The sequence below is a fragment of the Bartonella sp. AP1QHHD genome (genome assembly GCF_042196265.1).
In the GTDB taxonomy this organism is placed as follows: domain Bacteria; phylum Pseudomonadota; class Alphaproteobacteria; order Rhizobiales; family Rhizobiaceae; genus Bartonella.
Window position 1 is genome coordinate 1 of sequence record NZ_JBHIPW010000020.1, and the last position, 5,274, is coordinate 5,274.

The window sequence follows — 5,274 nt, forward strand, 5'->3', positions numbered from 1 at the left end:
AACCCATGGATAAATTGGCAATTGAAATGCGTGCCAAACGCTTCTGTTTGACCATAGAAGAGGCTAAAAATCCGCTTTCCGCTACTTATATCGGACGGCTTTATCTGCAAGGTGTAATTAATCAAGATCAGTATGATGCTGCACAAAAATATCTTGAAGTGAGAAATAATTATCTCTGTGCAAAAGCCTTACCAAATGCAATTTATGATGACTTTACTCCATCTTTAAATGAAGAGGCAAAAAAACAATGGATTGAAAAAACTACTCATTACTATGAAGCAATGAAAGAGGTGCTAAAAGAAGCACAATGCCTTTATAGACAGCACAACCTTTATGCCGCGCTACAGTATCTTGTTAGTGAAGATCAATCACTGCCACATCTTGTCGGTTCGCTGTATGTTGCTCTGAATGCACTTCATAAACATTTTATACAAAACCGCTAAATTTTAAGCAGCATTTTGAACATTGATAGTGATCTCTTTTCCAAGAGCAATGAGAGTGGATTCTAAAGCATCTAATTTTGTTGCGTGGTTTAAATCCAATAATCGGTCAATTTGTATTGGGTGAAGTTTTAAAAGACGCACGAGATCAGCTTTGCGTAAATTCTTTTCAACCATAGCGTTGTGTATTGCAATTTTTAAAATAACTAATGAAGATACTTCAACAAAAGGATAGGCAGCATCACGAGCTCCAAAAGGGACCACTTCTCGATCTTGGAAACGCCCCATAATAACTGTTAAAAGGGCATTTTTAGCGTGTTCCAAAGCCTCTTTTTCGTCGTTACCATAGGTAATAAATTCTTGAAAGTCTTTGGAAACGACAAGAAGAGTATCATTGTCATCTTTGATAAACTTAAGTGCATATTTCATTTACATCTCCATATTCAGACTTACCTTAGGTCAAGATCTTTAAGAATCTTTTGAACTAATCCCGTTCCTAATTCTTTCCGCGTACCATGCATAGGTAAAACGGATTTTTTAGAACCACGTTTTACAAGCAAATGGCCACCTTTCCCTGAGGTAAAACTGCAACCATGTTTCGTAAGATATCTTTTTAATTCTTGACTGTTCATAAATATAATATAACATCTAAAATGTTTAAATACAACATAAATGTTGTTATTTGTATAAAATTAAAGATTGGCTTTTAAAATACTAAGTTTTGATCAAAAAAATTAAAAATACACAATATCGTGATTTTTCTATTGACAATACGTGAAAAATCGTATTTAGTGGCAGTACGGCACTGGTTGTATTGCGTCTAAAATTCAAAAATATCCCCTAAAATTTGATAAAATCTTAAGCTTTCAAGAGGGCTTAAAGTACTGTTTTTATTGATAAAACAGACTAATCTATTTTGCACATATCAAACGCCATTCAGTAACCAATGATGTCATTAATTCATTGCCTCAAAAGGAGCGAAGATGAAAGCAATCATCACCAAGCCAATGTGTGTTGTTGGCGATAATAAAAGCACTGTTCGTTTTGAAACTTCAACTCCCAATAATCCATTTGTTGAAGTTTCTAATCAAGTCTACGCACGTCTCAAGCGCGCTAATGCTGTAAAACCTTTTATTGGAGTCAAGACAACAGCAAAAACAGACAAGACAGTTGAACAAATTAAGCAGATAAAACAAGAAGCCGTACAAACATCGTCTGAACCAGTGACAGAGGAAATTCCACTCGAACAGCCAAAAGCATCTAAAGCTTCTAAGTCATCAACACCTACCCCAAAAAAGGCTTAGAAGTTGAAGTTAATCATCCACCAAAAATGGTATCTTCAACAGGCAAAAGATACCTTCACAAGCCTTCAAGCCCCTCGCCTTAATTGGGCTCTGCGTAATGCTCTAAACACTACAGCAAAACAAGTTGAACGCTTCACTGAAAAGCAAGTTGCAGACATCTCATCAGCCCAAATAAAGCGTATAAGAAGAGGTGTTTATATTAAAGAAAAGGCAACAGCAAGGTTTCTTGAGACAGATATCATTGGTTCTGGAACACCGATACCTCTTAAATTTTTTAAAGCAAACGAAACAAAACGCGGCGTAACTTACACACTGTTTGGAAAGAAAGAAATATTACCCCATGCTTTTATCAAAGGTGGGAGTTTTCCAAAGCGCGTTGAATTAAAAAAGCTGAATGGGAATGTGTTTCAAAGAGCCGATGGAGATCAATTCCCCATTGCAAAACAAAAAGGACCCTCCATTGCTGGGGTGATGTCCAAGCCAGAGATTGCAAGTACTATTGTAAAAAAAGCCAATGAAAGATTAATTGCCAACATACAGTACCAACTTGCTCGTCAAGAATATGCCGCCAATAAGAAAGCTAAATAATGTTCTTAAGCTATGTCAACACGCTACTCACTTTAATTGTAATTTTTAAAGCAGATTATCATTTGCGCTTTGGTTTTTTCCAGAAAAAATACAATAAAATCAATGCAAAAGGTACTTCCCAGCGGGTTGGGTCTGTTGCGGGGCGGACGAGCGCAAACTATCGCTAGCGACAGAATTTTCAATTTGACTGTACATTGTACATTTAACTCATTGATAAATAATGATTTCAATATGTACACTGTACAGTATGTGAAACGTTTTCTTAGCAAAAAGTAATTTTTATTACTTGACAATTCTACAGTAATAGGTATCTTCGAATCAGGTGCCTGAAAACACCTTAAAACCATAAGCGGATGGATTGCCGATACAATCTTTTTCCGTACATTGAAGGCTTTGACTCATTATATGCGTATGGCGTATACTGGTCTTGTCGGGTGTGGTTATGCCATAAAATACCCTTTCGGGGGAAAGCATAACGACGGACTTATGGCCGTGTTTTCAGCGCCCGATACCTTTCTAAGGTGTCAATGAAAACATTTAACCATAAGGAGTTCACAATGAACACTCTTATTCCGATATCGGAACAAACTGTTGGACAGGAAATTGTTCAAACAGTAAATGCACGTAATCTGCACACATTCTTAGAGGCAAAACGAGACTTTTCCAATTGGATTAAAGACCGTATTATCAAATACAATTTAGAAGAGGGAATAGATTATATTTTAACGCTCGCCAAAACTGGCGAACGTCAAAATGTAGTGTTAAAAGAATATTATCTTACACTAAATGTAGCAAAAGAGCTTTCTATGCTTGAGAACAATAAGAAAGGTAGAGAAGCTCGTTTATACTTTATCAAATGTGAACGGCTTTTGAAGCAAGTAGCAACACCACAGATAACTGCATCACAAGTTGACTATTCCAAACCGGAAGCATTGCTTGGTGTTTTGAATCATCTACAAAGCCAAATAGAACATAAAGATCATGTGATTGCAGAATTGACACCAAAAGCAAAAGCTTTGGATGGCTTAAAGCGCTCTGATGGTTTATTCGGTCTTATTGAAGCAGCAAAGATGTTGGAAGTAAGACCAAAGGATTTAACTGATTACTTGCGTAAACATGATTGGGTGTATCGACGGGCTCCAGGGGCGCCGCTGTTACCTTATCAGGATAAGATCAAGAAAGGATTCATGGACTGTCCTGCTATCACCATTCAAAGACCGGATGGTACAGAAAAGGTGCTCCCTTCAACAAAAATCACACCAAAAGGATTGGCATGTTTGAGAGAACAAATCCATGGAGGTGTACAATGAACACCAGTATCGACTTTTTATGTGATTTATGGATGGCTTTGTTTCAATTTTCTGATCGTGATGATGTCGAAGATAAGGCTTTTAATGCTCTCATTGAGACCATGGATGCAATAGAAAAAGCTTTGATTTTAAAACTTCAAGATGAATCACCAAATGCACTCAGAATTTTGGCAATGATTACAAATTTTGGAACCTTAAAACCTCCCCCGATTATGGAGCCTTTGTTAAAAGCTTACGAACCAAATTTGGAGAGCCCCATTAAAAAGGTTGCTTAATTAAAAAAATAGAACTCCCCTCCCCGTTCTCAACAATGGGGAGGTGGTTAAGAAGGTAATAAAATTAAGGTGCACTATACCAAGTTGATCGTCCACCACCATGACGTATCAAAAAACCTTTTTCAACTAATGATGTAAAAGTTACTTTAAGTGTATTAGCGCTTGCACCAACCTCACGCACCATATCGCGGGTTGTAACACGTCCGTGATTACGCACATAATCAAGAATATTAAGAGCCAATTCAGATAAGGAAAAAAGAGCATTTTTTTCACTCTCTATTTTTATTTCTAATTGGCGTTTTTGTTTTTGTAGAGCACGTAAAAAAAAGAGTATCCAAGGCTCCCAATTGGGTGTTTTAGTATAAATTGTTTTTTGAGTTTGATTTAAAGCTAAGTAATAGCTTTCTTTATTATTCTCAATAATGCTTTCAAGTGATGAATATGGTACATAAACATAACCTTTTTGTAACAAAAGAAGGGTGGTTAAGATACGGCTTAAACGTCCATTTCCATCTTGAAAAGGATGAATAGCTAAAAATGTTACATTAAAAATACCAATCGTAAGTAAAGGATGAAGATCCTTTAATTCATTGGTTTTATTGAACCAAGTAATAAGCTCTTGCATTCGGTATGGTGTATCAAATGGTGTAGCTGTTTCAAAAACAATGCCAACCATTTTCCCTTGAGAATTAAATGCTGCTACATCATTGCGTAAAGTCTTATATTCACCTCGATGTCGTTGATCTTTCTCACTATTACACAAAAGATCACGATGAAGTTGTTTAATATGATTTTCAGTAATAGAAATATCACTCCAAGATTGAAAGATTGTTTCCATAACCTTGGCATAACCGATAACTTCTTGTTCATCACGACTCTTGAAACGTTTAATTTCTAAATTTACCAAAAGCTGTTCGATTTCGCGGTCTGTTAACTTACTCCCTTCAATGCGTGTGGAAGATCCAATACTTTCAACAGTAGCAATATGACGAAGAGCGTTCAATCGCTCAGGTGCAAGAGTACCAAGGGCGCGCCATGCCCCTTTGAACTCATCAATTTCAGCAATGAGAGCCAACAATTCTTGTGTAATTTGGAGTGTATCTGTTTTCATACCGGAATATATACCGGATTATACCCGATTGTCAATCATTCGTAACACCGTAAACTCTTACTTCTTATGGCAGAGAAAAAGCAAGGAGCAACTATGAATAAGAAGAATCGTAAGGGTCTATCGGTTCGTGCGTTTGCAAAAAAGATGGGTGTTTCACATAATGCGGTGGTTTCTCGGATAAAGACAGGTAAATTTGATGCGGCTCTTTTTGAAGATGGTTCTGTCAATGAAGCGCTTGCAACAGCT

General features: G+C 36.8%; 8 protein-coding genes. 5 read left to right on the forward strand and 3 right to left on the reverse strand.

Going from position 1 to position 5,274, the window contains the following annotated elements:
* Positions 1 to 443, forward strand: a 443-nt coding sequence (locus ACFIME_RS02645; protein WP_375684441.1) for a hypothetical protein, incomplete at its 5' end; no start/stop codon positions are given.
* Between the two features lie 3 nt (positions 444 to 446).
* Here ACFIME_RS02645 and ACFIME_RS02650 read toward each other — a convergent pair.
* Both ACFIME_RS02650 and ACFIME_RS02655 read right to left on the reverse strand, forming a co-directional pair.
* A complete protein-coding gene (locus ACFIME_RS02650) occupies positions 447 to 869 on the reverse strand; it encodes a HicB family protein (protein WP_100131245.1) in 423 nt (140 codons plus the stop codon).
* Between the two features lie 20 nt (positions 870 to 889).
* Positions 890 to 1,072, reverse strand: a complete 183-nt coding sequence (locus ACFIME_RS02655) for a type II toxin-antitoxin system HicA family toxin (protein ID WP_038473319.1) — start codon at positions 1,070 to 1,072, stop codon at positions 890 to 892.
* 351 nt (positions 1,073 to 1,423) lie between these two features.
* Here ACFIME_RS02655 and ACFIME_RS02660 point away from each other — a divergent pair, with 351 nt between their 5' ends.
* From ACFIME_RS02660 to ACFIME_RS02675, 4 genes are all read left to right on the forward strand, one after another.
* The gene (locus tag ACFIME_RS02660) at positions 1,424 to 1,744 is read left to right on the forward strand and encodes a hypothetical protein (RefSeq protein ID WP_375684442.1); all 321 of its coding nucleotides are present in this window, start codon (positions 1,424 to 1,426) and stop codon (positions 1,742 to 1,744) included.
* 3 nt (positions 1,745 to 1,747) lie between these two features.
* Positions 1,748 to 2,332, forward strand: a complete 585-nt coding sequence (locus ACFIME_RS02665) for a hypothetical protein (RefSeq protein ID WP_375684443.1) — start codon at positions 1,748 to 1,750, stop codon at positions 2,330 to 2,332.
* A 557-nt stretch (positions 2,333 to 2,889) separates the two neighbouring features.
* Positions 2,890 to 3,642, forward strand: a complete 753-nt coding sequence (locus ACFIME_RS02670) for a phage antirepressor KilAC domain-containing protein (RefSeq protein WP_375674899.1) — start codon at positions 2,890 to 2,892, stop codon at positions 3,640 to 3,642.
* Complete coding sequence (locus ACFIME_RS02675) at positions 3,639 to 3,917, forward strand: hypothetical protein (RefSeq protein WP_375613969.1); 279 nt, start codon at positions 3,639 to 3,641, stop codon at positions 3,915 to 3,917. The genes ACFIME_RS02670 and ACFIME_RS02675 overlap by 4 nt, the downstream gene beginning before the upstream one ends.
* 64 nt (positions 3,918 to 3,981) lie before the next feature.
* On the opposite strand, the gene ACFIME_RS02680 is transcribed toward ACFIME_RS02675, so the two are convergent.
* Entirely contained in the window at positions 3,982 to 5,028 is a 1,047-nt protein-coding gene (locus ACFIME_RS02680) for a Fic family protein (protein ID WP_375674897.1), read from the reverse strand.
* Between the last annotated feature and the right edge of the window lie 246 nt (positions 5,029 to 5,274).

What these genes read in the sequence shown, in the direction of transcription:
- ACFIME_RS02650 (WP_100131245.1), bottom strand. Translation starts at nt 869, where the DNA reads ATGAAATATGCACTTAAGTTTATCAAAGATGACAATGATACTCTTCTT.
- ACFIME_RS02655 (WP_038473319.1), bottom strand. Translation starts at nt 1,072, where the DNA reads ATGAACAGTCAAGAATTAAAAAGATATCTTACGAAACATGGTTGCAGT.
- ACFIME_RS02660 (WP_375684442.1), top strand. Translation starts at nt 1,424, where the DNA reads ATGAAAGCAATCATCACCAAGCCAATGTGTGTTGTTGGCGATAATAAA.
- ACFIME_RS02670 (WP_375674899.1), top strand. Translation starts at nt 2,890, where the DNA reads ATGAACACTCTTATTCCGATATCGGAACAAACTGTTGGACAGGAAATT.
- ACFIME_RS02675 (WP_375613969.1), top strand. Translation starts at nt 3,639, where the DNA reads ATGAACACCAGTATCGACTTTTTATGTGATTTATGGATGGCTTTGTTT.
- ACFIME_RS02680 (WP_375674897.1), bottom strand. Translation starts at nt 5,028, where the DNA reads ATGAAAACAGATACACTCCAAATTACACAAGAATTGTTGGCTCTCATT.